Genomic DNA, 21,572 nt, shown 5'->3' on the forward strand with positions numbered 1-21,572 from the left:
GCGGTCCGATGAAGTCCATGATGGCCCGCGCCGCTTCTTGCGGCGCGGTTTGCAGCAGGCAGTGCGGCGCGGCGATCTCGACCCGTCGCGCCTGCGGGATCAGGGCCATGACATGGTCCCCCGCCCGGCGCGGCACCACGCGATCGTCGCGCGCGCTCAGGTATAGCACCGGCAGCGTCACGCCGCTCATGCGCGGGCCGGCATCCACGTCGATCACGGCCCGCAGCCGCGCGCGCATCACCCGATCCTCGACCCGCGACACCGCGTCCAGCAGCTGGGTCCGCAGGCCGGGATCGGCGCGCGGTCCCAGCAGCATGCGGACGAGCAGGACGCCGGGCAGCAGCGATACTGGGAGTAGGCCGGTCAGGAATCGGGCGTAGCCCAGTTCCGGCCGCGGATTGCGCAGGAAGGTCGCGCACAGGATCAGCCCGCGCAAGCCGGGCGGCGGAGCGGCGGCGATGGCCGCGGCGATGGGGCCGGAGAACGATTCGCCCAGCAGCACGAAAGGCTGGTCCTTGGGGAGCGCGCGCCGCGCGTGCGCCTCCAGTTCGGCATAGCCTAGCGGCCGGTCGCAGGGGTAGCGAACGACAATGGTCCGCAAGGCGGGAGGCAGCGCGGACAGCAAGGGCGCGAACAGATCGCCCGTGCCGTCCATGCCGGGCAGGAGTACCAGCGCGGTCATGCGGGATTCCGGTGTGGGCGTGGGCGCATTGTGGCATGGCGGGCGCGCCATACGCGGCCGATATGGATGAGGCGCGATCCGGGTATTTGTGGCGCGGGCGTTGCGGGCGTAGAGTGCGCAGGGCACGCAGACACCATTCCGGAGCCGCCATGAACTGGTCAGCCAAGCAGTATTCCGCCTTCGAGAACGAACGCACCCGCCCGGTGCGCGACCTGGTCGCCGCCCTGCCCAATGAGCGCGTGGCGCGGGCGGTGGACCTGGGCTGCGGCCCGGGCAACTCCACCGAGGTGCTGGCCGCGCGCTATCCGGACGCCGCGATCAGCGGCACGGACAATTCGCAGGACATGATCGACGCGGCGCGCAAGCGCCTGCCCGGCCTGGCCTTCGAACTGTCGGACATCGGGGCCTGGAATCCGCCGGGAGGCTACGACGTGATCCTGGCGAACGCCTCCCTGCAATGGGTGCCGGGGCACGAGGAACTCTATCCGCGCCTGGTGGGCAAGCTGGCGCCGGGCGGCAGTCTGGCGGTGCAGACCCCGGACAACATGGAAGAGCCGGCGCATCGGCTGGCGCGCGAGGTCGCGGCGGACGGTCCCTGGGCCGCCAGGATCGGCGCGGTCAAGCACCCGCCGCGCCACAGCGCTGCCTGGTACTACGAATTGCTCAAGCCGGTCTGCGGCCGGCTCGATGTGTGGCGCACCATCTATCACCATCCCCTGGCCGGCGCGGCGGCGGTGGTGCAATGGTTCACCAGCACGGCGCTCAGGCCCTACCTGGGTCCGCTGGATCCGGCAGAGCAACAGGCCTTCCTGGCCGAGTACCAGGCGCGCATCGAACGCGCCTATCCGGCCCTGTCGGACGGCACCGTGCTGCTGCCGTTCCCGCGCCTGTTCATCGTCGCCGGGGCGAAGTAGCGGGCGGGCGTGGTGCCCAGCGCCTTGCGGAACATGGTGATGAAGGCGCTTACCGATTCATAGCCCAGCTGGTCGGCGCTGCGTTGCACCGACAAGCCCTCCGACAGCCATTGCAGCGCCAGGATGATGTGCAGGCGCTGGCGCCAGCGGCCGAAGCTCATGCCGACTTCCTGGCGCACCAGCCGCGCCAGCGTGCGTTCGCTCATCGCCACGCGCCGGCCCCAGTCGGCCAGGGTGGCGCGGTCGGCGGGCCGCGCCGCCAGCGCGTCGGCTATCTCGCGCAGGCGCGGGTGGGCGGGCAGGGGCAGGTGCAGCGGTTCCGGTTCCAGCCGCGCCAGCTGTTCGACCAGCACATCGGCCAGCCGGCGGTTGCCGGGCGCCGCGCTGTCCTCGGCCGACAGCGCCGCCAGATGGACCACCATTTCGCGCACCAGCGGCGTCACGCCCAGCGTCTGGCAGGTGGCCGGCATGCCGGGCGCCTCGGCGGGCACGAACAGGAAATTGACCTGGCCGTTGCGCGTGACGTGATTGCAATGGGGCACGCCGCCGGGGATCCAGACGGCGCAGCGCGGCGGCACCATCCAGATGCCCTGCGGCACCGTGCAGGTCACGCCGCCCTCCAGGCACAGCACCAGCTGGCTCATGCGGTGCTGGTGCGTGGGCGATTCGTGGGCCCGGGCGGCGGTGTCCACGCGCATGGCGTAGGTCCATTGGCCGGGCCGGTCGGCGTCCAGGCCTGAAGGATCGGAGACGGGCGGGTACATGGCGTGGAGGCGGCTGGCGGAAGAGGGCTGCGGACGGGTTTGGCCGGATTTGCGCATATTTTGTCATTATCTCGAAATTCAGCAAGCGGCCGCGTGGCTAAGCTGTGGATTCCGGGCCTGCCGGCCAATCGCCGGCGCCCGCCGCAACTTCCAGGTGTCCGATGTCTGTTTCCTCTTCCGACGCCCGCGTCCTCAGCCGTCCCGTGCTGCTGGTCGCCGGCATTCTTTGCATCGCCATGGCGCTGCGCGCGCCCGTGACCGGCGTGGCGCCGTTGATCGGCATGATCCGCGCGCAGCTGGGGCTCAGCTCCACCGCCGCCGGCATGCTGATCACCTTGCCCCTGCTGGCCTTCGCCGCTGGCTCGCTGGCCGCCGCCGGCCTGGCGCGCCGCTACGGTCTGGAGCGCACGCTGTTCGGCGCGCTGCTGCTGATCGCCGCCGGCATCGTCGGCCGTTCGCTCGGATCCGAGGCCGCGCTCTACGCCGGCACCGTCGTCATCGGCGCGGGCATCGCGCTGGGCAATGTGCTGCTGCCCAGCCTGGTCAAGCGCGATTTTCCGCGGCGCGTGGCCGGGCTGACCTCGGCCTATGTGCTGACCATGAGCGTGATCGCGGGCGCGGCCTCGGCCGTGGCGATTCCGCTGGCCATGCTGTCCGACGCGACGTGGCGCTTTTCGGCGCTGTGCCTGCTGGCGGTGCCGGCGCTGGGCGCATTGCTGTGGCTGCCGCAGTTGTCCCATCGCACCCGGCCCGCGTCCGTCACGGCGCATGCGCCGCACGGCGAGCGGCTGTGGCGCAGCGCGCTGGCCTGGCAGGTCACGCTGTTCCTGGGCATCAATTCCTTCGTGTTCTATGCAATGGTGAGCTGGCTGCCGGCGATCCTGCAGGATGCCGGCTACACGGCGGAGCGGGCCGGCTCGCTGCATGGCCTGCTGCAGCTGATGTCGGCGGGGCCGGCGCTGTTCCTGGCGCCGGCCGTGCGCAGGATGAAGGACCAGCGCGCCGTGGCGGCCGGCGCGGCGGGCGCGTCCTGCGTGGCGATGATCGGCCTGATCGTCGCGCCGGGCTGGGCCAGCCTGTGGATCGTGCTGATGGGCCTGGGCATGGGCGCGGGCATCATCCTGGGACTGGCCTTCGTCGGGTTGCGGGCGCGCCATGCGCAGCAGGCGGCGTCGCTGTCGGGCATGGCGCAGTTCGTGGGCTATCTGCTGGCCGCCTCGGGGCCGCTGCTGATCGGCGCGCTACATGACGCGCTGGGCGGCTGGAGCGCGGCGCTGGCGCTGTGCGCGGCGGCCTGCGCGGCGATGGCCGCCGCCGGACTGTACGCCGGCCGCGCCATCCAGATCGGATCGTTCCCGGCCGGCGCGCATGCCGCGCCGGCGCGGGCGAGGGCGTCTCGCTGAGCCTATTGCCAGCCGCCGCCCAGCGCCCGATACAGGTCCACCAGCGCCAGCGATACCGCCGCCTCGGTGGCCACGCGTGACTGGTCGTTGGCCAGCACCGCGTTCTGCGCGCTGAGCACATTGACGAAGTCCGACGCACCCTCGGCATAACGGCGCTGGGCATGCAGCAGCGCCTGGCGCGCGCTGGCCGACGCGCGTTCCAGGCTGGTCCGCGCCTGCTGCTGGCTACGATAGGCCGTCATGGCATTGTCGACATCGTGCCAGGCGCCGAGCACGGTTTTCTGGAATGCCAGCGCTGCCTCTTGGGCCTGCGCCTCGCGCAGCCGCAGCCGGCCGCGCAGTCTGCCGCCCTCGAAGAGGGGGATCTGCAGCGCCGGGCCCACGCCGAAGATGCCGGCGCGGTCGGTGTCCAGCTTGCCCAGTTGCAGCGCCTGCAGCCCGATGTTGCCCGACAGGGTGATGCGCGGATAGAAATCGCCCTCGGCCACGCCGATCGCGGCCACCGCGGCATGCAGGCGCGCCTGCGCCTGGCGGATGTCGGGACGCCGCTCGGCCAGCTCGCTGGGCAGGCCCACCGGCACCCGCACCGGACCGCCCGGGATGGGCGCCAGCGTTTCCAGCCGCGCGTGCAGCGCGTGCGGCGGCTGGTCCAGCAACAGCGCCAGGGCGTTCATCAGCTGGTCCACGCGCAGCGCCAGCGGCGGCACGGCCGCCTCGATGGCGGCGGCCTGGGCATCCGCCTGGGACACATCCAGCTCGGTCGCCACGCCTTCGCGTTGCCGCAGCCGCGTGAGCGCAAGATTGCGATTGGCGTTGTCCAGCGTCTGGCGCAGCACCGCCAGCTGGTTCTGGGCGCCGCGCAGCCGGATGTAGTGGCTGGCGGTTTCCGCGCGCACCGACAGCATGACGCCGCGCTGCGCTTCCAGCGCGGCCTGCGACAGCGCGCCGGCCTGTTCGACCTCGCGCTGCACGCGGCCCCACAGGTCCAGTTCCCAGCTGGCATCGACGCCGGTTTGCCACAGGTTGAACGAGGACTTGCCGCCGCGTCCGGACGGATCGGACAGCCCGGCCTCGCTGTTCTGGCCGCGCCGGTAGGAGGCGTTCGCGCCCAGCTTGGGCAAGCCGTCGGCCTCGCTCACGCGCAGCGCCGCGCGGCTTTGCCGCAGCCGCTCGTAGGCGATCAGGATGTCGGGATTGGCGGCGCTGGCTTCGGCCACCAGGGCGCTGAGTTCAGGGTCGCCGAAGCTGTCCCACCAGGCGTCGTTGACAGGCTGGGCCACCGGCGCGCTGGCCGGGCCGCCCGCGCCGGCATCGCGCCATTGCGTCGGCAGTTGCGCCTGAGGCGCCTGGAAGTCCGGTCCCACGGCGCAGCCGCCCAGGCTCAACAGCGCCGAGGTCAGGACCAGGCGCGGTATTTTCAACAGGCTCATTTCGCGGCCTCCGCGAGCAGGGGCATGGTCTCGACCACGGCCTCGACCGACATGCCCGCGCGCAGCGGCGGCGCACCGGCCGGCGTGGCGTCGAGCACGATCTTGACCGGCAGGCGCTGCGCGATCTTGGTGAAGTTGCCCGTGGCGTTGCTGGGCGCGACCGGCGACAGGCTCAGGCCGGTGGCGGGCGCGATGCTCTGCACGGTGCCGCGCAGCCGCAGGTCGGGATAGGCATCCACGGTGACGGTCGCGGGCTGGCCGGGTCGCATGTGGGTCAGTTGCTTTTCGCGGAAGTTCGCCACCACGTAGGCCTGCTGCAGCGGCACCACGGCCAGGATCGGCGTGCCGGGGGCGACGTAGGCGCCCACGCGCAGCACGCGGCGTCCGACCACGCCGTCGACCGGCGAGAGGATGCGGGTGTGGGACAGGTTGAGTTCGGCGCGGTCGACCAGCGCCTGCGCGCGCAGCACGCCGGCCCGGGCCGCCTCGTGCTGCGCGGCCAACACGTCCTGCTGCTTGCGCGTGGCCTGGAGGATGGCCTGGTGCTTGGCCTGGCGCGCCTGGGTCATGTCCAGGCGGCTGCGGGCCTGCTCATAGGCCTGGCGCGTGCCGGCGCCCTCGCTCGCCAGGTTGCGGTGGCGCTGGACTTCGCTCTCGGCGAAGCGCAGGTCGGCGGCGTCGGCCTGCGTGACCGCCAGCGCCTGGCTGATCACCGCCTGATGGCGTTCCAGCGTGGCGTTGGCGTTGACGAGCTGGGCCGAGGCCACGGCCAGGTCGGCGCGGGCCGCGGCCAGGGCGGCCACGTATTCGCGGTCGTCGATGCGGGCCAGCAGCTGGCCGGCGGCGACGCTCTGGTTGTCTTCCGCCAGCACTTCCTGGATGAAGCCGGATACCTGGGGCGCGACCACGGTGTGGTGGGCGACGACGGCGGCGTCGTCGGTGGATTCGGTCGGCGACGTGCCCGACCAGGCCCAGCCGGTGTAGGCAAGCAGGCCGAGCGCGCCGGCCAGCGCGGCGCGGGGAAGATGAGGACGGATTGTGGAATAAGTCATGATGTTCTCGATGATCAGGCCGCTACGCGCGGAGGATAGATGCGCGTCGCGACGAAGGGGATGAGCAGGATAAGCAGCAGGGCCACGGCGGCCATGCACAGGTACAGGTCGGCGGACGTGAGCGCCGTGGCCTGCTCCTGCACGCGGCGCGCCAGCGTGGCCGCGCTTTCTCCATCCGCGCTCAGCGGAAAGCTGCCGAGCTGGTCGGCCAGCATGTGGCTGTGATGATGGCGGCGCCAGGTCGTCAGCGCGTCCAGCAGGCCGGTGGCCGCCACCGCGGCGAAACCCTTGATGGTGTTGAACCAGGCCGAGGCGAACGGCCCGTCCTGCGGCGCCAGGCCGCCGGTGGCCAGCATCAGCAGCGGAATGACCGCCATGGGCTGGGCGAAGATCTGCACGGCCTCCAGCGCGTAGAACTGCTCGCGCGACCAGGCCGGCGTCAGCTGCGAGCCCAGCGCGCATGACAGCGCCAGCAGGCCCAGGCCGGCGGCCAGCACCCAGCGGCAGTCGACCCGGCGCAGGTTGCACAGCGCGGCCACCAGTGGCAGCGCGATCAGCTGGGGCAGGCCCATGGCCAGCAGCACCGGCGCGGTTTCCAGCGGCCGGTAGCCGCGCAGCTGCGCCAGGAAGCTCGAAGGGATCAGGATCACGCCCAGCAGCACCACCAGCACGCCGCCCAGCGTGAGCAGCGAGTGGCTGAGGTTGCGGTTGCGCAGCAGCTGGATCTTGAAGAACGGCAGCGGGTGGAACCACTCGTTCAGCAGGAACAGGGCCATCAGCGCGCCGCCGCCGCCCAGCAGCACGCGGATCAGCGGCGAGTTGAGCCAGTCCAGGCGCTCGCCCTGCAGCAGGCCGATGACCAGCATGGCCAGCGCGGGCGCGCCCAGCAGCAGGCCGCGCCAGTCGAACACACGGAAGCGCTCCAGCTTGAGCGGGTCCTGCGGCAGGCCGCGCCAGACCATGACAGCCGCCACGGCGGCGGGCGGAATCACCAGCCAGAAGGTCCAGCGCCAGCCCAGCGTCTCGGTGCAGAACGCGGCCAGCGGAATGCCCAGGCTGGGCGCGAAGGTGGCGGTCAGGGCATAGCCGCCCAGGCCATAGAGCTTGATGTTGGCGGGCAGGAAGCGCAGCGCCACCGTCATCAGCATCGGCGGCAGGGCGCCGCCGGCCAGGCCTTGCAGCGTGCGCAATGCGAGCAGGGTCGGATAGTCGCGCGCGAACGGGCTGAGCGCGCCGAAGACGGCGAAGGCCACCAGCATCGCGGTGGTGAAGCGACGCAGCGAGAACGTCACCGAGCACCACGGAGCGAACGCCATGGCGCAGACCGAGGCGGCCGCGTAGACGGCGACGAACCAGGTGCCCTGGTCGTAGCCGATGCCAAGGGCGCCGCGGATGTCGGCCAGCGCCATCTTGGTGACGTTTTCGTTCAGGCCGGCCAGGATCACGGCCAGCAGCACGCCGACCAGACCGGTCAGGATGCGTGCGCCAAATGCGGCGGCCGGGGGAGCGGCGGCCGCAGGCGCTTGGGGCGGGAAGGGAGCGGTCGCGGCGGTCATGCTTGCCTCGCGCCAGGAGTAGGGAATGAAGACATGGGTATCGCGTACTTGCAGAAAACAGCCCCAAGTCTAGGCAGGCTCGCGTTTCGGAAAAACCGGTCGCGGCGCAGCCCTGGCTTGCGCGCCGTGCAAGTGTGGGCGGATTCGCGCCATGCGCCGGGCGGCAGTTGCGTCGCGTGCAATCCTGGCTTGCGCGTGGCGGGATTTATCGGCCGGCGGCCTCGCGCCAATATGGCGGCACGCAAACCAACGCAGAGGATTTCCATGCAAACCCTAAGACTCTCCGCCCTGACCCTATGCCTGGCCTTCGTCGCCGGCGCCGCCCACGCCGAGGGCAAGACCCGCGAGCAAGTGCGCGCCGAGCTGATGGAAGCCAAGGCCGCCGGACTGGTCACCTATGGCGAACAGCAATATCCCGTCGACGTGTCCGACAACGCCGTCAAGACGCGCCAGCAGGTGCTGGAAGAGCGCGACGCCGCCCGCGCCGCCGGCCAGATCACCCGCGGCGAACTGGACTATCCGCCCGTCGCCCAGGAAGCCGCCGGCAAGACCCGCGAACAGGTCATCGCCGAAATGCGCCAGGCCCGCGCCCAGGGCCTGATGAAGTCGGGCGAACTCGACTATCCGCCCACCGGCCATTGATGGTTTTCACCGCCAGACTTCCATAGGCATAGACACACCATGATGAAGAAAATCGCTTTCGCCGCCATCGGGGCGGGCCTGGCCGGATCCGCGCTGGCCGCCGACACGAGCGTCACGCTGTACGGCTTGCTCGACATGGGCCTGGGCTATGAGCGCGTGCGCGCGCCCGGCTTCAAGCAAAACCGCATCGGCACCGTGCAGGGCGTGAACAGCGGCTCGCGTTTCGGCCTGCGCGGCGCCGAGGACCTGGGCGATGGCCTGCGCGCGATCTTCACCCTGGAAGGCGGCATCACGCCCCTGAACGGCAAGTCCGGCCAGAGCGGCCGCCTGTTCGGGCGCCAGGCCACCGTGGGCCTGGCGGATGACAGCTGGGGACAACTCGAATTCGGCCGCCAGGCCAACCTGGCGTCCAAGTACTTCAGCGGTCCGATCGATCCGTTCAGCGGCTCGTTCAACCTGGCCAACATGGGCACCACGTTCAGCGCGACGAACACCCTGCGCTATGACAACCTGGTGCTGTACCAATCGCCAGATTGGTCGGGCTTCCAGTTCGGCGTGGGCTACTCGTTCAACGCCGACGACACCCGCGCGCCGGCCACGGGCCAGAAGACGGGCTTCGCCACCGGCGACAACAATCGCGCGCTGACCACCGGCCTGCGCTACGCCAACGGCCCGCTCGCGCTGGTCGCCACCTATGATCGCTTCAATCCGACCAATGCCGCGGAAGGCGGGAAATCTCCCACGCGCATCCAGGAAACCATCATCGGCGGCGCCTACGATTTCGAGGTCGTGAAGCTGGGCGCTGCCATCGGACAGACCCGCGGCGGCTGGCTGCAAGGCGCGACGATGGGCGTGTCGCCCGACACCAAGGGCTACCGCAACGCCGATACGTTCAAGCTGGCCCACGGCTTTCGCGCTGATTCGTATACGGTCAACGCGACCGTGCCGCTGGGCAAGAGCAAGCTGATGGTGTCATGGCAGATGGCCCGCCCCAACGGCAGCGCCCTGACGGGCGACGACGCGAACACGCAGGTGTACAGCGCCGCCTATACCTATGATTTCACCAAGCGCACCAACCTGTACGCCTATGTCGCCTACGCGGACAATTTCTCGTTCCGGCGTGACGTGACGGACACCGCCGTGGCCATGGGTATCCGGCATCGCTTCTAGGCGCGACGCGCGGGGGCGGCCTGGTTTCGGGTCGCCGCCAGCCGCGCGGCCAGGCCCAGCCGCTCCAGCCCTGCCGCCATCTCGGTGGACCAGGGCCGCGCGACGTTCAGGCGCAGGCAATGACCGTGCTTGCCCGCGGCCGAGAACAGGGCGCCGGGCGTGTAGGCGATGCCTTGTGACACCGCATCGCGCAGCAGCGCCAGGGTGTCGGCCGGCTCGGGCAGTTCCAGCCACAGCCACCAGCCGCCTTCGGGACCCAGCACCCGCGTGCCCTGGGGAAAATGCCGCTGCGCGCAGGCGCGCGCCGAGGCGGCGGCCTGCGCCAGCTGGGTCCGCAGCCGGCGCAGGTGCGCCGGCAGGCGGCCCGACTTCATGTAGTCGGCCAACACCTGCTGTTCCAGCAGCGGCGCGGCCAGCGAGCTGCCGATCTTCAGGGATTCCAGCTGGCGCTGGTGGCGTCCGCCCAGCACCCAGCCCAGGCGAAAGCCCGGCGCCATGCTCTTGCTGCACGATCCGCAATAGATGACCCGGCCGTCGCGATCCCAGGCCTTCACGGCCGGCGGCCGTTCCGCCGCGCTGCCCAGGTCGCCGAAGACGTCGTCTTCGATCAAGGCGATGCCGTGGCGCTGCACGATCTTCAACAGGCGGCGCTTGGCCGCCTCGGACATGCAGGCACCCAGCGGATTCTGAAACGACGGCATGGCCACCACGGCGCGCACGCCGCCGTGATGTTCCAGCGCATATTCCAGGGCTTCCAGGCTCATCCCCTGGCCGGGCACGCAGGGAACTTCCAGCGCGCGCAGGCCCAGGTGTTCGATGGTCTGGAGCAGGCCGAAGTACACGGGCGATTCGACGATGACGGTATCGCCGGGCCGGGCCACGGCCCGCAGCGCGATCTGCATGGCCTCGGTGGCGCCGTTGGTGATGAGCAGGTCTCGCGGATCCGCGTCGATGCCGCAGGCGGCCAGATGGCGCAACACTTCATGCTTGAACGCGGGCAGGCCGGTGCCGGACGGATAGGCGCCCAGCAGACGCGGATTCTCGCGCAGCAGGCGCTGCGCAATGCGCGCCAGGGTTTCGCAGGGATACCACTCGGGCGCGGCGCTGGCCAGGTGCAGGGCCAGCGGCAACGGCTGGGCCGTCAGCGCGTAGAGCTGGGTCATTCGGTGCTGCAGCGAGGCCAGCATGTCGTACTCGACGCCGGCCGGCGCGGGCGGCGGCGCGGTCTCGGGCGCGGCGCGCGCCTGTCGCAGCGCCTTCCAGTCCGCGACGTACATGCCGGACTTGTAGCGCGCCTGCGCATAGCCCTCGTGTTCCAGCAGCCGGTAGCAGCGCGTGGCGGTGGAGACGCTGACGCTTTGCGCGGCGGCCAGTTCGCGCACGGAGGGCAGGCGGTCGCCCACGCGATACTCTTGGGCGCGGATTGCTGCCTTGATATGGTCGGCCAGTACGGCATAACTGTGCTGCATGACAGATCCAGGAATGGAGAATCTGTGCAGCATAGCCCAAGCGTGGTCTGTCGCGCCCGGGCGCATGGCAACGGCGCATCATGCCGTTCACGCAACCCTTTGCAGGAATTCCCCCGCCATGCATGCAGACAATTTCTCCCTGGCCCGCTACTTCGACCGTATCGGCTACGCCGGCCCGGCCCACGCCGACCTGGCCACCGTGTCCGAACTGATGCGGCGCCAGTTGTACACCGTGCCGTTCGAGAACCTGGACGTGCAGGCCGGGCTGGGCGTGTCGCTGGCGCCCGAGGACATCGCCGACAAGATCCTGGCGCGCGGCAGGGGCGGCTACTGCTACGAGGTCAACGGCCTGTTCTGCATGGCCATGCAGGCGCTGGGCGTGCCGTATCGCTATGTGGCGGCGCGGCCGATGTTCTATCCCGCGCGTCGTCCCCGCACCCACATGGCGCTGGTGCTGCGGCTGGACGGCCAGGACTGGCTGTGCGACCTGGGCTTCGGCAGCTACGGCATCCGCGAGCCCATGAGCCTGGCGGAGCTGGACACCGACATCCGCCAGGACATGGACCGCTTCATGCTGAGCCGCGAGGCGGACGGGGTCTACGTGCTCAAGGCCTGGCGCGACGGCGGCTGGCAGAACCAGTACGGTTTCGACCTGTCGCCGCAGGAATGGATCGATTTCGCGCCCGCGAATTATCTGAATTCGAACCATCCCGACGCAATCTTCGTGCAGAAGCGCGTGGTGGTGCTGCACAGTGAGCGGGGCCGCGCGATCCTGGTCGGCAACACCCTCAAGCTGGTCGACGAGACCGGCACGGTCGAGTCCGAGCTGGACGACGGCGCCGTGGCGCAGGCGCTGCGCGAGCGCTTCGGCCTGGCGCCGGCCTGAGGCGGCTCAGTCGAACACGCCGGACAGCACGTCGGCCACCACCGAGGTGGCGATGGCGACCAGGATCAGGTCGCTGCCGGCCACGCGCCATTCGTAGCCAGGGTGCACGGGCAGGCGCGCCAGCATGGCGCCCGGCACCATTTTCTTGGCGATGCCGGGAGGCATCGGCTTGCCGCGAGCCAGGTTCTTGCGGATGCCGGGCGGCAGCGAGCCGTAGCCGGTCGCGCCGGCCTGCACGGCGTAGCCGCGCGCCGTGGAGATGCTGATGCCCGCCGTGCTCAGCGTGACGCTGACCGAGCCGTCCGAATCGCGGTTGTCCTTGTTCTTGCCGTGACCCTGTCCGGCGTGATCGGGCTTGCCCTTGCCTTCGGGCGGCGCGGCATGCGCCGGGGCGGCGAGCACCAAGGCGGCGGCCAATATGGCACAGGACAAAGAGGCGGAACGGAACATGGTGTTGGTCCTTTGGGGGGGCATGCTGCGCTCAGCATAGCGCCGCGCGGCCAACCATGCCACAGCTCGTCTCGGATTACTCTTAAAAATGGCGACAATCCGTGTCCTTGCAACGTCCCGGCCAGCTTTGGCGGATGAGCAGGCTAGAATGCCTTGCTTTTTTCCGGGAGGACGCACGATGAGGTATTTCCTGATCCTGGTAGGGGCCGCCGTAGTCGCCTACCTGCTCGCGCGGGGCATCGCCGCGGTCCTTTCCGACCGCAAACGTTCCAAGAAAGAGAGGGATTGAAATGAAGCCTGCGGATCTGCAGATCGTCAAGGCGGCCAAGCCGCGCAGCCTGGCAGTGGCCATCGGCACCGGACTGTTGTTCGTGCTGATCCTGTTCCTGGCCTTCGGCTCATGGTTCCAGGTGGACCAGGGCGAGCGCGGCGTGGTGCTGCGCAACGGCAAGCTGGTGCGCGTGGCCGAGCCCGGCCTGGATTTCAAGACGCCTTTCATCGACAACGTGTCGGTGGTGTCGGTGCGCGACCATACCTTCGTGTTCGAGAACCTGGAAGCCTACAGCTACGACCAGCAGCCCGCGACGCTGCGCGTGTCGGTCACGTACCGCGTGCCGGCCGAGCGCGTGGCGGAACTCTATTCCGAGTACGGCACCATCAACAATCTGCAGGGACGCGTGCTGGAGCGCAAGACGCCCGACGCCGTCAAGAACGTGTTCGGCCGCTTCACCGCCGTGCGGGCCATCCAGGAACGCCAGAAGCTGGGCCTGGACGTGAACACCGCCGTGGTGGAAGCCATGGACGGCGCGCCGGTGCAGGTGGTGGGCGTGCAGATCGAGGAAGTCGGCTTCTCGAAGGCCTACGAGCATTCGATCGAGCAGCGCATGCTGGCCCAGGTGCAGATCGAGACCACGCGCCAGCAAAAGGAAACCGCCGTCATCAATGCCGAGATCCAGGTGGTCAAGGCCAAGGCCGAGGCCGATGCGCGGCGCCAGCAGTTCACCGCCGAGGCCGACGGCATCCGTTTGCGCGGCGAGGCCGAGGCGGCGGCGATCCGCGCCAAGGCCGAGGCCCTGGCCGCCAACACCAATCTGGTCGGCCTGAACGCTGTCGAGAAATGGGATGGCGTGTTGCCCACCACGCAGGTGCCGGGCGCGGCGCTGCCCTTCATCGGCATCAAGTAATCGCGCTGTCGGCGGCCTCGCGCCGCCGGGCGTAGTCCATCAGCCCGGGGCCGGGCAGCGCCTTGCTGAAGTACCAGCCCTGCACGATGATTTCGGCGCTCGATTCGAGCGCCGAAATTTCCTTGTCAGTCTCCACGCCCTCCACCACGATCTGCAGGTTCAGCGCCTCGCAGAATCGCAGCAGGCCGCTCATGACCAGCGCGCCGCGTTCGCTGCTTTGCGCCTGCACGAAGCTGCGGTCGATCTTGACCGCGTCGATGCGGAACTGGTGCAGGTAGCTGAGCGCCGAGTAGCCGGTGCCGAAATCGTCGATGTAGATGCGCGCGCCGATCTGGCGCAGGCGGTCGAAGGCCATGTGCAGTGCCTCGGCGTCCTCGACCAGCGCGTCCTCGGTCAATTCCACCGACACCTGCCCGCCGGCCTGCGCCAGCACGCCGATCAGCTTTTCCAGGTGGGGAGTGGACGTCAGGGTACCGCTGGTGACGTTGATCGTCATGGGCAGCGCGAAGCCCTGCGCGCGCCAGCTCTGGCATTGCACCACCGCCTGCCGGGCCACCCAGAGGTCGACGTCGCGCATCAGGCCGGCCTGGGCCAGGCCGCGCAGGAATTCCAGCGGCGCCTGTTGCCGGCCTTCGGGGCCGGTGGCGCGCAACAGCGCTTCGCAGCCGGTGCAGCGTCCGCTGCGCAACGAGACCTGCGGCTGGTATTCCAGATAGAAGTCATACTCGCTGATAGCGCGGATGCGGGTGATCTCGGCGCTGCGGCGCGCGCGGTCCGCGTAGGTGTTGATCAGCGGATCGTGCACGTAGAGCAGCGATTCGTCCTGCAGGCGCGGGAAGGTGGTGTCCAGCGATTTGAAGTACACGGTGGCGTCGGCCAGCTGCCGGCGTTCCAGCGCCAGCACGAAGGGCGTGTAGAGGCATACGCCCAGCGCCAGCAGTCCCAGTTGCAGCACGATGCCGCCCAGGTGGCCGCCGGTGCTCAGGTAGGCGTTGACCAGCACGGGAGAGGTCAGCGGCAGTGTCACGGCTGCCGGCGGCAGCCAACCCAGCTGCACCACCGCCAGCGCGATCAGCGTGTTGCAGACCGGCGCCAGCATGAAAGGGATCAGCAGCCGGGGGTTGAGGATCAGCGGCAGGCCGAACAGCAGAATCTCGTTCACGTTCAGCAGCGAGGCCGGGACGCTGGCGACGGCCAGCATGCGCAGCGATTCCGTACGCGAGAACAACAGGATGGAGACCGCCAGCGACAGTGTCGCGCCGGCGCCGCCGATGAAGGTGAACGCGCCCATCAGGCTGCTGTTCAGCGCGTACACGCCTTCGTAGCCGGCGGCGTTGATGGCGGCGTTCAGGTAGGCGGCCTGGTCCAGCACGTCCATGATCGGCGCCAGCGCGTGGTAGCCGTGTATGCCGAAGAACCAGAGCAGCGAGTTCAGCGCCGAGATCAGCGCGCCGGTGGCATAGGGGTTCTGCAGCGAGGTCAGGCTGACGGGAATGCTGAACTGCGCCACGCCCGGAATGCTGAGCAGGGCGGACAGTGCGCCGATGAGCACGGCCGCGGTGAGGATGCCGGGCACGACCATGTTCAGCGTCTCGCGCACGTTCTCGCCGGTGAGGCCATCGGGCGCGAGCCGCGTCCAGCGGAACCGGTGCAGCCAGGACAGCAGCGGCACCGCGGCCAGCGGCGAGATGATGGCCACGAACAGGGTCAGCGTGGAGGCCGCCAGCGGATGGGCGGCCAGCAGCGTTTCGGCCACGGCCACGTAGGACAGGCACAGGAAGGCGGTGGGCAGGTGCGGCACGCGATGCCGGATCGACAGCATGTAGCCGATGGCCGCGGCCACCAGCATGGGCATGATGCCGGTGAGCTTCTGGTGGACCGAGGTCAGCAGTTCGGTGGCCGGTTCGGGCAGGCCGGCCTGGCGCGCCAGCACGGACAGGACCAGGAACAACGCCGACACCAGCAGGCAGGGCAGGGTCCATAGCAGCCCTTCGCGGATGGCGCGCAGGGCGTTGGCGCTCGCGAGCAAGGCCAGTCGATCTTTCCGGTAGAGCGAGAGGATTGCTTTCAGCATTGTCGGTATGCCCAGATTGCCCAAGGTCTTTGGGGCAGAGCCTCCCCGCGCTTTGTAAGAATCCTTGTCGAATCCTAGCGCCTGCGGTCGGGCTTTAGCAATCCGGCCCGAAAATGTGGGCACTAGGGGATTCCCCTCTGTCAAGAATTGCAAAGCAGGCGCATCTTGCAGTGGCGGGGCCTGGACCGCGCTATACCATCGGCCCATGTCCCGCCGCGGCGCGCGGGCCGCGGCGCAGGCACGACAAGCTTCAAGCGGGAGGAGACACGGATGTCTCAGGGCAATTGGATGTCAGGCGATACCGCGCCGGAACGACAGGGATACTACGAAGCGCGGTATGACACGGGGCTGGTCGCCGTGACGTTGTACAGTGTGCTGGGCTGGCTGCCGACCCGCACGCCGGGGAACATGGTCGGCTGGCGGCCGCTGCCGCCGGGTGCCGAGAAGGAAGAGGCCGAACGGCATCTGCAGGAATTGCGCACCGCGCAGGCGCACATGCCGCTGGATGACTAGGACGAGTCCGAGGTCTGCGCCGGTCGCAGTTGCCCGTCGACGCGCCGATGGGCATGACGCGCCGGCTGGGGTCGGCGCGCCAGCCCATGACGAGCTGGCAATGCTGCCGGCCTAGCGCAAGGCCGCGTCCAGCGGCGCGAGGGCGGGTCCGATCAGGGCGAGCAGCCTGGCCTTGCCCACGCCATCGCGCGCTTGCACCGACAGGCCGTGCAACACGGCAGCGTAGTAATCGCCCAGGGCCTGTATGTCCGTGCCGGGAGCGAGTTCACCGTCCCGCGCGGCGGCGGCGATGCGGTCGACGATGGACTGCGTGCGCGCCTTGCGATGCGTCGCCAGCCAGCTCATCACCGGCTCGTTGGCGGCCGCGTAGTTGGTCGCGGCGGACACCACCATGCAACCCTGGGGACGGCCGCGCCGCGTGTACGTCAGCACGGCATCGCGCAGCATGTGCTCGACCGCGCTGCGTACGTCGCCCGCCTGCAACGCCTTTTCGGCAAAGGCGCCATCGCCCTCCTCATAGCGCGCCACGGCTTCGCGGAACAGGTCTTCCTTGGATCCGAACGCCGCATACAGCCGCGCCGACGCGAGCCCGGTGGCCGCGACCAGATCGGCCATCGACGTGCCTTCATAGCCGTGCTGCCAGAAGGCGAGCATCGCCTGCTGCAGCGCGAGATCGCGGTCGAATTCCCTGGGTCTGCCTGCCATTGCACTTTTGTCCTGATTGAAATTCCACGCAGTGTACCGCCGCGTCCTGAGGCGCGGTCGATTCAGGCGTGCTTGCGTCACAGATCGATTTTCGTCTATTCTTTGTCGTTTGACAAACAATTAGGGCGAGCCGGGAGACGGCAAGCCGAAGGCAGATTCATCATGCAAACCCTCAAAGGCCCGAGCATCCACCTCGCGCAATTCAGCGGCGCCGACGCGCCGTTCAACAGCCTGCCCGCCGTCGCCGAATGGGCGGCGGGCCTGGGCTTCAAGGCCCTGCAGGTGCCGGCCTGGGACCAGCGCTTCTTCGACGTGGAACTGGCCGCGTCCAGCCAGGACTATTGCGACGAGATCACCGGCATGCTGGCCGGCCACGGCCTGGTCATCAGCGAACTGACCACGCACATCTTCGGCCAGCTGCTGGCCGTGCATCCGGCCTACGACGCGATGTTCGACACCTTCGCGCCGGCGCCGGTCCGAGGCAATCCGGCGGCGCGCACCGAATGGGCCAGGCGCAACCTGCTGCTGGCGGCGCGCGCATCGCGCCGGCTGGGCCTGACCGAGATGGGCACGTTCTCGGGCTCCTTCGCCTGGCCCTACCTGTTCCCGTTTCCGCAGCGGCCGCAGGGATTGATCGAGACCGCGTTCGACGAACTGGCGCGGCGCTGGCTGCCGGTGCTGGATGCCTGCGACGAGCAGGACGTGAATCTGTGCTTCGAAATCCATCCCAGCGAAGACCTGCACGACGGCATCAGCTTCGAGATGTTCCACGAGCGCGTAGCCGGGCACGCGCGCTGCGGCATCCTGTTCGATCCCAGCCATTTCGTGCTGCAGCAGCTCAACTACCTGGACTACCTGGACATCTACAAGGACCACATCCGCATGTTCCATGTGAAGGACGCCGAGTTCAATCCGACCGGACGCCAGGGCATCTATGGCGGCTATCAATCCTGGGTCGACCGCGCCGGCCGCTTCCGCTCGCTGGGCGATGGCCAGGTGGATTTCAAGTCCATCTTCTCCAAGCTCACGCAGCACGGCTATCAAGGCTGGGCCGCGCTGGAGTGGGAATGCTGCCTGAAGGACCAGGAGGCCGGCGCGCGCGAAGGCGCGGCCTTCATCAAGCAACACATCATTCCGGTCACGGACAAGGTGTTCGACGATTTCGCCGGCGCCGCCATCAGCCAGGCCCAGATCAACGCGCTGCTGGGCATCGCCTGAGCGGACAGGAACACAGACCATGACGAACTTTCATCAAGACATCCCCTCCGCCGGCGCGGAGTTCGCCCATCGCTACGTGATGGTGAACGGCGCGCGGCTGCATTGCGCCATCGCCGGCGACGGCGCGCCGGTGCTGCTGGTGCCCGGCTGGCCGCAAACGTGGTTCACCTGGCGCCACGTAATGCGCGCGCTGGCGGGGCAGGGCTACATGGCCATCGCCGTGGACCCGCCGGGCACGGGCGATTCGGACCGTCCGGCCGCCGGCTATGACACGGGCGCCGTGGCGGCCACGCTGCATCAGCTGATGCGGCAGCTGGGCCATGCGCGCTATCAGGTCGTGGGCCACGACATCGGCATGTGGGTGGCCTATGCGCTGGCCAGCGACTTCCCGGACGCCGTCTCGCGGCTGGCGCTGACCGAGGCGGTGATCCCGGGCTTGGCGCCCGAGCCCACGATCTTCGCGCCGCCGGACCAGAACATCTTCCTGTGGCATTTCATGTTCAACCGGCTGCCCGACCTGCCGGAAGCGCTGATCGCCGGTCGCGAGCAGGCCTATCTGACCTATATGTTCGACAAGTGGTCGCACCGCCGCGACCGCGTGGCGGCGCAGGTCTATATCGACGCCTACGCGGCGCCGGGCGGCCTGCGCGCGGGCTTCTCCTACTACCGGGCGATTCCGGAAACGGTGCGGCAGAATGTCGAGCGCGCCCGGCGCAAACTGGCCATGCCGGTGCTGGCCATCGGCGCCGAGCATGCCACCCGCGACGCGCCGCTGATCACCATGCGCGAGAATGCGGTGGATGTGCGCGGCGCCATCATTCCCGACTGCGGCCACTTCGTCACGGAAGAATGCCCGGACGAGTTCCTGGCGCAGCTGTTGCCGTTCCTGTCGCGGGAGGGCTGAGCATGGCGCTGGATCCGAAGATCGATGCCTACCTGGCGCGGCTGTCCTCGACCGCCACGCCGATGTCCCTGGTGGAAATGCGCGCGGCCACCGAGACCAGCCTGGGCGCGCTGCACGGCCCGCTGGAAGACGTGGCTGACGTGCGCACCTACCTGGCGCCGGGCCACGACGGCACGCCCCTGCGCGTGCGCGCTTACACGCCGGCGGGCGCGCCGCCCGGCGCCGTGCTGCCTGCGCTGGTGTATGCGCATGGCGGAGGCTGGTTCCTGTGCTCGCTGGAACTCTATGACAACCCGTGCCGCGCGCTGGCCAATGCCACCGGCTGCATGGTGCTGTCCGTGGACTACCGGCTGGCGCCGGAGCACAAGTTCCCGGTGCCGGTCGAGGACTTCTATTGCGCGCTGCGCTGGGTCTGCGAGCAGGCCGGCATGCTGGGCGTGGACCCGGCGCGCATCGCGGTGGGCGGCGACAGCGCCGGCGGCAACCTGGCGGCGGCCGCCGCCATCATGGCGCGCGACCGTGGCGGCCCCAGGATCGCGCACCAGCTGCTGTGCTATCCCGTGTTGGACCATTCCTTCAGCACCGATTCGTATCGCGCCTATGGGCAGAATTTCTTCCTGACGGAAGAGACGATGCGCTACTGCTGGTTCACCTACCTGCTCAACGAGCAGGACGGCGACTCACCCTACGCATCGCCGCTGCGCGCGGCGGACCTGACGGGCCTGCCGCCGGCGACCGTGCTGGTATGCGAGTACGACCCGCTGCGCGACGAGGGCGAGGCTTATGCGCGCCGGCTGCGCGAGGCCGGGGTCGATGCGCGCGACCATCGCCTGCCGGGCATGGTCCATGCGTGCATCCACATGCTGGGCTTGACGCCGGCGGCGCGGCATCTGTTCGAACTGGCGGGCGGCGCGCTGCGCGCCGCCTTTGAGTCCGAGCCGCAAGCGGCCTAGGCGGACGCGTCTCCAGTGGCTTGCCGGCAGCGCACGGCCAGGGCCTGCCGGGTGATGACGATCACCACATCCGTGCGTGGCGCCACGGCGTCCGGATCGGCGACTTGTTCCAGATGGAAGGAGTCGTCATGTTCCAGCAGCGCGGACAGTTCATCGGGAGTGAGCAGGTCGTGGAAATAAGTGCGCGGCTGGCCGTGCAGTATGCTTGTTGACTTGTTCATCCGTATCCTTCGCGAAGCAATGACAGACTTCCCTTTTGACGCCGTGCTGTTCGACTGCGACGGCGTGCTGGTCGATTCCGAACCCATCACCAGCCGCGTGCTGGCGGGCATGCTGACCGAGCTGGGCTGGGCCATCAGCACCGAAGAGACCATGCGCATTTTTACCGGAAAGGCGGTGCGCGATGAAGTGGCGCTGATCGAGGAGCGCACCGGGGCGCGCCTCAGCGAAGAATGGCTGGCCGAATTCCGCGAGCGCCGCAACCAGGCGCTGGACCGCGATCTGGTCGAGATTCCCGGCGCGCCGGACGCGGTGCGCGCGCTGCACGGCATCCTGGACGGGCGCATCGCCGTGGCGTCCGGCGCCGACCGCCGCAAGGTCGAGTTCCAGCTGGCCAAGGTCGGCATTGCCGATTGTTTCGACGGCCGCGTGTTCAGCGGTCACGAAATGCCGCGCAGCAAGCCCTTCCCGGATGTGTATCTGGCGGCGGCCGAGTCGCTGGGCGCGGATCCGCGCCGCTGCGCGGTGGTCGAGGACACCGTCACCGGCGCCACCGCCGGCGTGGCTGCGGGCGCCACGGTGTTCGGCTACAGCCCGGGCGGCCTGGGCCACAGCGGCGCCGACGCGCTGCGCTCGGTGGGCGTGGCGCGCGTCTTCACCGACATGCGCGACTTGCCCGGCCTGCTGGCTGACTGGACCGGCCACCATCTGGGCTGAGCCTGGATCCGTCGCGGCCGGGCCGAGCCGGTTTCAACCGGCGTATTGCTCGCCGCCGTCCAGGTCGATGACCGTGCCGCTCAGGTAGCCGGCGCGCGGCGAGGCGCAGAACGCCAGCATGTCGGCCACTTCGGCGGGTTCCATCAGGCGGCCGAACGGCAGGCCCGACAGCGTTTCCTGCCAGCGCGATTCGTCGCCCCAGCGTGCCTGGGCGCGCTGGCGCGCCAGCGTGAGCACGCGGTCGGTGCGCGTGCGCGAGGGATTCAGGCCGAAGACGCGCACGCCGTGGCGCGGAGCCTCGCCGCCCAGCGCGCGGGTGAAGGCGATCAGCGAGGCATTGGCCGCGGCGCCGCAGATATAGTCGGCGCGCGGCGCCGAGCCGGCCATGCCGATCACGTTGGCGATCACGCCGGCACCGGCCTCGCGCATCAGCGGGTAGTACAGGCGCGCCAGCCGGATGTAGCCGTGCACTTTCAGTTCCCAGCCCGCGAGCCAGCGTTCGTCGTCCACCTGATCCAGTGCGCCGCCGGGCACGGCGCCGGCATTGTTGACCAGGATGTCGACGGGGCCTGCCTGGCGCAGCAGTTCCTGCGGCGCGTCGGCGCGTCCCAGGTCCAGCGCCACGCAGGCGGCGGGCATGCCGGTCTGGGCGGAGACCGCGTCGGGG

General features: G+C 69.4%; 22 protein-coding genes. 11 read left to right on the forward strand and 11 right to left on the reverse strand.

From position 1 onward, the window contains the following. On the reverse strand, positions 1 to 682 hold a 682-nt coding region (locus AC6LJ5_RS26070; RefSeq protein ID WP_498142032.1), incomplete at its 3' end, for an alpha/beta fold hydrolase. Between the two features lie 149 nt (positions 683 to 831). Between AC6LJ5_RS26070 and tam the strand changes: the two genes are divergently transcribed. Beyond that, positions 832 to 1,596 (forward strand): trans-aconitate 2-methyltransferase, encoded by a 765-nt coding sequence (gene tam, locus AC6LJ5_RS26075; protein ID WP_498142033.1) that lies wholly within the window; start codon positions 832 to 834, stop codon positions 1,594 to 1,596. Here tam and AC6LJ5_RS26080 read toward each other — a convergent pair. Next, positions 1,524 to 2,360 (reverse strand): AraC family transcriptional regulator, encoded by an 837-nt coding sequence (locus tag AC6LJ5_RS26080; RefSeq protein WP_498142047.1) that lies wholly within the window; start codon positions 2,358 to 2,360, stop codon positions 1,524 to 1,526. The genes tam and AC6LJ5_RS26080 overlap by 73 nt on opposite strands. A 161-nt stretch (positions 2,361 to 2,521) precedes the next feature. On the opposite strand from AC6LJ5_RS26080, the gene AC6LJ5_RS26085 reads away from it, so the two are divergent. Continuing rightward, positions 2,522 to 3,763, forward strand: a complete 1,242-nt coding sequence (locus AC6LJ5_RS26085) for an MFS transporter (RefSeq protein ID WP_498142034.1) — start codon at positions 2,522 to 2,524, stop codon at positions 3,761 to 3,763. Between the two features lie 2 nt (positions 3,764 to 3,765). Here AC6LJ5_RS26085 and AC6LJ5_RS26090 read toward each other — a convergent pair whose 3' ends face one another. From AC6LJ5_RS26090 to AC6LJ5_RS26100, 3 genes are read right to left on the reverse strand one after another with little or no spacing between them, the layout of a single operon-like run. Next, the gene (locus AC6LJ5_RS26090) at positions 3,766 to 5,193 is read right to left on the reverse strand and encodes an efflux transporter outer membrane subunit (RefSeq protein ID WP_498142035.1); all 1,428 of its coding nucleotides are present in this window, start codon (positions 5,191 to 5,193) and stop codon (positions 3,766 to 3,768) included. Then, entirely contained in the window at positions 5,190 to 6,245 is a 1,056-nt protein-coding gene (locus AC6LJ5_RS26095; RefSeq protein ID WP_498142036.1) for an HlyD family secretion protein, read from the reverse strand. Before AC6LJ5_RS26095 ends, AC6LJ5_RS26090 begins: the two co-directional genes overlap by 4 nt. 14 nt (positions 6,246 to 6,259) lie before the next feature. Further along, on the reverse strand, positions 6,260 to 7,801 hold the full coding sequence (locus AC6LJ5_RS26100; protein WP_498142037.1) for an MFS transporter: 1,542 nt from the start codon (positions 7,799 to 7,801) through the stop codon (positions 6,260 to 6,262). 264 nt (positions 7,802 to 8,065) lie between these two features. On the opposite strand from AC6LJ5_RS26100, the gene AC6LJ5_RS26105 reads away from it, so the two are divergent. Both AC6LJ5_RS26105 and AC6LJ5_RS26110 read left to right on the forward strand, forming a co-directional pair. Continuing rightward, on the forward strand, positions 8,066 to 8,443 hold the full coding sequence (locus AC6LJ5_RS26105) for a DUF4148 domain-containing protein (protein WP_498142038.1): 378 nt from the start codon (positions 8,066 to 8,068) through the stop codon (positions 8,441 to 8,443). 39 nt (positions 8,444 to 8,482) lie between these two features. Next, positions 8,483 to 9,613, forward strand: a complete 1,131-nt coding sequence (locus AC6LJ5_RS26110; RefSeq protein WP_103276020.1) for a porin — start codon at positions 8,483 to 8,485, stop codon at positions 9,611 to 9,613. Here AC6LJ5_RS26110 and AC6LJ5_RS26115 read toward each other — a convergent pair. After that, positions 9,610 to 11,082 (reverse strand): aminotransferase-like domain-containing protein, encoded by a 1,473-nt coding sequence (locus AC6LJ5_RS26115; protein ID WP_498142039.1) that lies wholly within the window; start codon positions 11,080 to 11,082, stop codon positions 9,610 to 9,612. The genes AC6LJ5_RS26110 and AC6LJ5_RS26115 overlap by 4 nt on opposite strands. A gap of 118 nt (positions 11,083 to 11,200) precedes the next feature. Between AC6LJ5_RS26115 and AC6LJ5_RS26120 the strand changes: the two genes are divergently transcribed. Then, positions 11,201 to 11,968, forward strand: coding sequence for an arylamine N-acetyltransferase family protein (locus AC6LJ5_RS26120; RefSeq protein WP_498142040.1), 768 nt, complete (start codon positions 11,201 to 11,203; stop codon positions 11,966 to 11,968). A gap of 6 nt (positions 11,969 to 11,974) precedes the next feature. Here the strand turns inward: AC6LJ5_RS26120 and AC6LJ5_RS26125 are convergent, their stop codons facing one another. Beyond that, positions 11,975 to 12,418, reverse strand: a complete 444-nt coding sequence (locus tag AC6LJ5_RS26125) for an anti-virulence regulator CigR family protein (RefSeq protein WP_392410947.1) — start codon at positions 12,416 to 12,418, stop codon at positions 11,975 to 11,977. A 290-nt stretch (positions 12,419 to 12,708) separates the two neighbouring features. On the opposite strand from AC6LJ5_RS26125, the gene AC6LJ5_RS26130 reads away from it, so the two are divergent. Continuing rightward, positions 12,709 to 13,602, forward strand: coding sequence for a prohibitin family protein (locus AC6LJ5_RS26130; RefSeq protein WP_498142041.1), 894 nt, complete (start codon positions 12,709 to 12,711; stop codon positions 13,600 to 13,602). On the opposite strand, the gene AC6LJ5_RS26135 is transcribed toward AC6LJ5_RS26130, so the two are convergent. Beyond that, positions 13,595 to 15,676, reverse strand: coding sequence for a PTS sugar transporter subunit IIC/EAL domain-containing protein (locus AC6LJ5_RS26135; RefSeq protein ID WP_103276015.1), 2,082 nt, complete (start codon positions 15,674 to 15,676; stop codon positions 13,595 to 13,597). The genes AC6LJ5_RS26130 and AC6LJ5_RS26135 overlap by 8 nt on opposite strands. Positions 15,677 to 15,946: 270 nt before the next feature. On the opposite strand from AC6LJ5_RS26135, the gene AC6LJ5_RS26140 reads away from it, so the two are divergent. Then, the gene (locus tag AC6LJ5_RS26140; protein ID WP_103276014.1) at positions 15,947 to 16,189 is read left to right on the forward strand and encodes a hypothetical protein; all 243 of its coding nucleotides are present in this window, start codon (positions 15,947 to 15,949) and stop codon (positions 16,187 to 16,189) included. Positions 16,190 to 16,300: 111 nt separating this feature from the next. Here the strand turns inward: AC6LJ5_RS26140 and AC6LJ5_RS26145 are convergent, their stop codons facing one another. Beyond that, positions 16,301 to 16,894, reverse strand: coding sequence for a TetR/AcrR family transcriptional regulator (locus AC6LJ5_RS26145; protein WP_392410944.1), 594 nt, complete (start codon positions 16,892 to 16,894; stop codon positions 16,301 to 16,303). A 162-nt stretch (positions 16,895 to 17,056) separates the two neighbouring features. Here AC6LJ5_RS26145 and AC6LJ5_RS26150 point away from each other — a divergent pair, with 162 nt between their 5' ends. The 3 genes from AC6LJ5_RS26150 to lipP1 are packed head-to-tail and all read left to right on the forward strand — an operon-like array spanning position 17,057 to position 19,969. Then, complete coding sequence (locus tag AC6LJ5_RS26150) at positions 17,057 to 18,112, forward strand: sugar phosphate isomerase/epimerase family protein (RefSeq protein WP_498142042.1); 1,056 nt, start codon at positions 17,057 to 17,059, stop codon at positions 18,110 to 18,112. Between the two features lie 19 nt (positions 18,113 to 18,131). Beyond that, positions 18,132 to 19,016: an alpha/beta fold hydrolase gene (locus AC6LJ5_RS26155; RefSeq protein ID WP_212316139.1), complete on the forward strand. Its 885-nt coding sequence runs from the start codon at positions 18,132 to 18,134 to the stop codon at positions 19,014 to 19,016. Positions 19,017 to 19,018: 2 nt separating this feature from the next. After that, positions 19,019 to 19,969: a LipP1 family hormone-sensitive lipase gene (lipP1, locus tag AC6LJ5_RS26160; RefSeq protein WP_498142043.1), complete on the forward strand. Its 951-nt coding sequence runs from the start codon at positions 19,019 to 19,021 to the stop codon at positions 19,967 to 19,969. Here the strand turns inward: lipP1 and AC6LJ5_RS26165 are convergent. Next, the gene (locus AC6LJ5_RS26165) at positions 19,966 to 20,190 is read right to left on the reverse strand and encodes a hypothetical protein (RefSeq protein WP_498142044.1); all 225 of its coding nucleotides are present in this window, start codon (positions 20,188 to 20,190) and stop codon (positions 19,966 to 19,968) included. The genes lipP1 and AC6LJ5_RS26165 overlap by 4 nt on opposite strands. Before the next feature lie 19 nt (positions 20,191 to 20,209). On the opposite strand from AC6LJ5_RS26165, the gene AC6LJ5_RS26170 reads away from it, so the two are divergent. Further along, positions 20,210 to 20,905 carry an HAD family hydrolase gene (locus AC6LJ5_RS26170; protein WP_498142045.1) on the forward strand — a complete coding sequence of 232 codons (696 nt, stop codon included), beginning with the start codon at positions 20,210 to 20,212 and terminating at the stop codon, positions 20,903 to 20,905. 33 nt (positions 20,906 to 20,938) lie between these two features. Here the strand turns inward: AC6LJ5_RS26170 and AC6LJ5_RS26175 are convergent. Continuing rightward, positions 20,939 to 21,572, reverse strand: a 634-nt coding sequence (locus AC6LJ5_RS26175) for a short-chain dehydrogenase/reductase (RefSeq protein ID WP_498142046.1), incomplete at its 5' end; no start/stop codon positions are given.

It is taken from the genome of Achromobacter sp. 1011791174 (genome assembly GCF_059760925.1).

Coding starts and splice junctions, on each gene's coding strand:
- tam (WP_498142033.1), top strand. CDS start 832: ATGAACTGGTCAGCCAAGCAGTATTCCGCCTTCGAGAACGAACGCACC.
- AC6LJ5_RS26080 (WP_498142047.1), bottom strand. CDS start 2,360: ATGTACCCGCCCGTCTCCGATCCTTCAGGCCTGGACGCCGACCGGCCC.
- AC6LJ5_RS26085 (WP_498142034.1), top strand. CDS start 2,522: ATGTCTGTTTCCTCTTCCGACGCCCGCGTCCTCAGCCGTCCCGTGCTG.
- AC6LJ5_RS26090 (WP_498142035.1), bottom strand. CDS start 5,193: ATGAGCCTGTTGAAAATACCGCGCCTGGTCCTGACCTCGGCGCTGTTG.
- AC6LJ5_RS26095 (WP_498142036.1), bottom strand. CDS start 6,245: ATGACTTATTCCACAATCCGTCCTCATCTTCCCCGCGCCGCGCTGGCC.
- AC6LJ5_RS26100 (WP_498142037.1), bottom strand. CDS start 7,801: ATGACCGCCGCGACCGCTCCCTTCCCGCCCCAAGCGCCTGCGGCCGCC.
- AC6LJ5_RS26105 (WP_498142038.1), top strand. CDS start 8,066: ATGCAAACCCTAAGACTCTCCGCCCTGACCCTATGCCTGGCCTTCGTC.
- AC6LJ5_RS26110 (WP_103276020.1), top strand. CDS start 8,483: ATGATGAAGAAAATCGCTTTCGCCGCCATCGGGGCGGGCCTGGCCGGA.
- AC6LJ5_RS26115 (WP_498142039.1), bottom strand. CDS start 11,082: ATGCAGCACAGTTATGCCGTACTGGCCGACCATATCAAGGCAGCAATC.
- AC6LJ5_RS26120 (WP_498142040.1), top strand. CDS start 11,201: ATGCATGCAGACAATTTCTCCCTGGCCCGCTACTTCGACCGTATCGGC.
- AC6LJ5_RS26125 (WP_392410947.1), bottom strand. CDS start 12,418: ATGTTCCGTTCCGCCTCTTTGTCCTGTGCCATATTGGCCGCCGCCTTG.
- AC6LJ5_RS26130 (WP_498142041.1), top strand. CDS start 12,709: ATGAAGCCTGCGGATCTGCAGATCGTCAAGGCGGCCAAGCCGCGCAGC.
- AC6LJ5_RS26135 (WP_103276015.1), bottom strand. CDS start 15,676: ATGCTGAAAGCAATCCTCTCGCTCTACCGGAAAGATCGACTGGCCTTG.
- AC6LJ5_RS26140 (WP_103276014.1), top strand. CDS start 15,947: ATGTCTCAGGGCAATTGGATGTCAGGCGATACCGCGCCGGAACGACAG.
- AC6LJ5_RS26145 (WP_392410944.1), bottom strand. CDS start 16,894: ATGGCAGGCAGACCCAGGGAATTCGACCGCGATCTCGCGCTGCAGCAG.
- AC6LJ5_RS26150 (WP_498142042.1), top strand. CDS start 17,057: ATGCAAACCCTCAAAGGCCCGAGCATCCACCTCGCGCAATTCAGCGGC.
- AC6LJ5_RS26155 (WP_212316139.1), top strand. CDS start 18,132: ATGACGAACTTTCATCAAGACATCCCCTCCGCCGGCGCGGAGTTCGCC.
- lipP1 (WP_498142043.1), top strand. CDS start 19,019: ATGGCGCTGGATCCGAAGATCGATGCCTACCTGGCGCGGCTGTCCTCG.
- AC6LJ5_RS26165 (WP_498142044.1), bottom strand. CDS start 20,190: ATGAACAAGTCAACAAGCATACTGCACGGCCAGCCGCGCACTTATTTC.
- AC6LJ5_RS26170 (WP_498142045.1), top strand. CDS start 20,210: ATGACAGACTTCCCTTTTGACGCCGTGCTGTTCGACTGCGACGGCGTG.